Below are 2542 nucleotides of genomic sequence, written 5' to 3'. Positions count from 1 at the left end.
CGCCTCGCCGGGATCGTGACCATGGAAGACCTGCTCGAAGAGATCGTGGGGCCGATTCGCGACGAGAAGGAGGTGCGTCGGCTGCGCACGGCGGATGCGGGCGCCACCGGCGAGCGCCCGGCACCGGCGCCGGCCGCGGGCGCGGATGCGGCGCCGGCCGCGGACGCGGATGCGGCGCCGGCCGCGGGCGCGGATGCGGCACCGGCGCCGGCCGCGGGCGCAACCGCGCGCGGGAGCGCGGCCGGGGAGGGGGGCACGTGATCGGCTGGGACGTCGTCGCGCTCGTCGGCGCCGTGTGCCTGCTGTGCGAGGGGTTCTTCTCGGGGTCGGAGTTGGCGATGGTGTCGGCCAACCGCGCGCTGCTGCGCGACAAAGCGCAACGCGGCGACCGCGGCGCGTTGCTCGCGGAGCGGTTTCTCGACCGACCGCAGGTGTTGCTGTCGACCACGCTCATCGGCACCAACCTCGGCGCGGTCGCGTTCTCGGTCGTGGTCACGCTGGCGATGCTCGGACGGGAGTTGTCGAACAGCCAGCTGCTCACGGTCGCGACGGTGTCTCCGTTCGTGTTGGTGTTCGGTGAGATCGTCCCCAAGACGCTGTTCCAACACTACGCCGATGCGTTGGTCACGCGCATCGTCTATCCGCTGCAGGTCGCGTCGGTCCTGTTTCGACCGCTCGTGTGGGTCATGAGCGGGTTCGCGACGTTCATGACGAAACTGGTCGGTGCCGAGAAGTCGCGGACGTACATAACGCGCGAGGAGATCGCGGCGCTCATCGAAGCGGAGTCGGAGGCCGACGGCGACGTCGAAACGGCGCATGGCTCCGACATCACGGAAGACGAGCGCGAAATGATTTCCAACGTGCTCGACATGTCGGACCGAACCGTAGCCGACATCATGGTGCCGCTTTCGGAAGTCGTCGCGCTGCCGGAGGACGCGACGCTCGCCGAGGCTGCCCTCGAGGTCGCCGACAAGCAGCATACGCGCATCCCAATCTATCGGTCGCGCGTAGACGACATCGTCGGCGTGCTGCACGCATTCGATCTGCTGCGCGCGGGCCCGGACGCGAAGCACCAGCCTGTGTCCTCGATCGCACGTCCTCCCGTGTTCGTGCCGGAGGCCAAACGCGCCGTCGACTTGCTCGTCGAGCTACAGGGCACGGGTAACCAGATGGCCGTGGTGGTCGACGAGTACGGCGGCGCGGTCGGGATCATCTCGGTCGAGGACATCCTCGAGGAGATCGTCGGCGAGATCGACGACGAGTACGACACGGGGCCGTCGCCGATCCGACGCGAGGGCCCGAACGCGTGGCGGGTGGCGGCGCGCACGCCGGTCGATCGACTCAACGAGGAACTCGGGCTCGATCTCCCAGAGGACGACGAGGCGTACGAATCGATCGGCGGGCTGATCCTCGACCGACTCAAGCGCATTCCGCGCGTCGGGGAGTCGCTCGTCGTCGGTGACGTGACGCTCACGGTGACGGCGGCGACCGACCGCGCGATCGAGGAGGTGCGTATTCGCCGGAACGCCGCGGCGTAGGCCGGCGCTCGACCGGTGGCCGCACGCCGCTGGCAGGTGGTACAACGCGCCAGTGGACCGCATGCGGCTAAGACAGTTGCTCGAGCGCCTCGCCCGGGGCGACGCCAACGTCGACGAGGTCGAAGCGCGTTTGCGCGAGTTGCCGTTCGAGCGCCTCGGGGACATGGCGACGGTCGACCACCACCGCGAGCTGCGCGTCGGCGTGCCCGAGGTGGTACTCGGACAGACCAAGACAGCCGACCAGATCGCGGCGTTGCTGCAGTCGCTCGCGCGGCACGGCAACGGTGCGCTCGCGACGCGCGTCGACCCCGAAAAAGCAGCCGCCGTCGCCTCCGCGGTCGACGGCGCCATTGCGCGCCCGGACGCCCGTGCGGTGGTCGTGCCGCCCGAGCGCCCGCGGCCACCCGGACGCGGGCCGGTGGCCGTCGTATCGGCGGGCACGAGCGACGAGCCAGTGGCGGCGGAGGCCGCCGTCACGCTGGAGTTCTTGGGCCAGCAGGTCGTGCGAGTGTGCGACGTCGGCGTCGCGGGCGTCCACCGACTGATCGACCGCGCGGCGGTGTTGCGCGCCGCGGAGGTCGTGATCGTCGTGGCCGGCATGGAGGGGGCGCTGCCATCGGTCGTGGCCGGTCTCATCGACCGGCCGGTCATCGCGGTGCCGACGAGCGTCGGGTACGGCGTGAGCGCCGGCGGGTTCGTGGCGTTGCTCGGCATGCTGTCGTCGTGCGCCCCAGGGGTCACGGTCGTCAACATCGACAACGGGTTCGGCGCGGCGGTCGCCGCCACGCTCATCAACCGGGTGCGCGACGCATGACGGACATCGTGCGCGGCCAGTTGCACTTCGACGGCGCGGCCGGCGCGGCCGGGGACATGATCCTCGGCGCGCTGTTCGACCTTGGCGTCCCAGTCGACGTGGTGCGCGACGCGATCCGGGCCATCGGGGTGGATCCCGGCCGCCTCGAGGTGCGGCGCGTGGTCAAGCGCGGCATCGCGGCGACGGACGT

General features: G+C 70.8%; 4 protein-coding genes. All 4 read left to right on the top strand.

What is annotated here, in order from left to right; genetic code table 11:
* The first annotated feature begins 21 nt into the window (after nucleotides 1-21).
* Nucleotides 22-261, top strand: a complete 240-nt coding sequence (locus D6689_22905) for a hypothetical protein (protein ID RMH36065.1) — start codon at nucleotides 22-24, stop codon at nucleotides 259-261.
* Nucleotides 258-1538 carry an HlyC/CorC family transporter gene (locus D6689_22900; GenBank protein ID RMH36064.1) on the top strand — a complete coding sequence of 427 codons (1281 nt, stop codon included), beginning with the start codon at nucleotides 258-260 and terminating at the stop codon, nucleotides 1536-1538. The genes D6689_22905 and D6689_22900 overlap by 4 nt, the downstream gene beginning before the upstream one ends.
* Before the next feature lie 61 nt (nucleotides 1539-1599).
* The gene (gene larB / locus D6689_22895; protein ID RMH36067.1) at nucleotides 1600-2352 is read left to right on the top strand and encodes a nickel pincer cofactor biosynthesis protein LarB; all 753 of its coding nucleotides are present in this window, start codon (nucleotides 1600-1602) and stop codon (nucleotides 2350-2352) included.
* The coding region (locus tag D6689_22890; protein ID RMH36066.1) for a DUF111 family protein at nucleotides 2349-2542 on the top strand (194 nt) is incomplete at its 3' end. The genes larB and D6689_22890, both read left to right, overlap by 4 nt.

It is taken from the genome of Deltaproteobacteria bacterium, from assembly GCA_003696105.1.
Lineage (GTDB): Bacteria > Myxococcota_A > Polyangia > Haliangiales > J016 > J016.
Note: the sequence above shows the minus strand (reverse complement) of the source record. Positions and strands in the feature narration are given on the sequence as shown.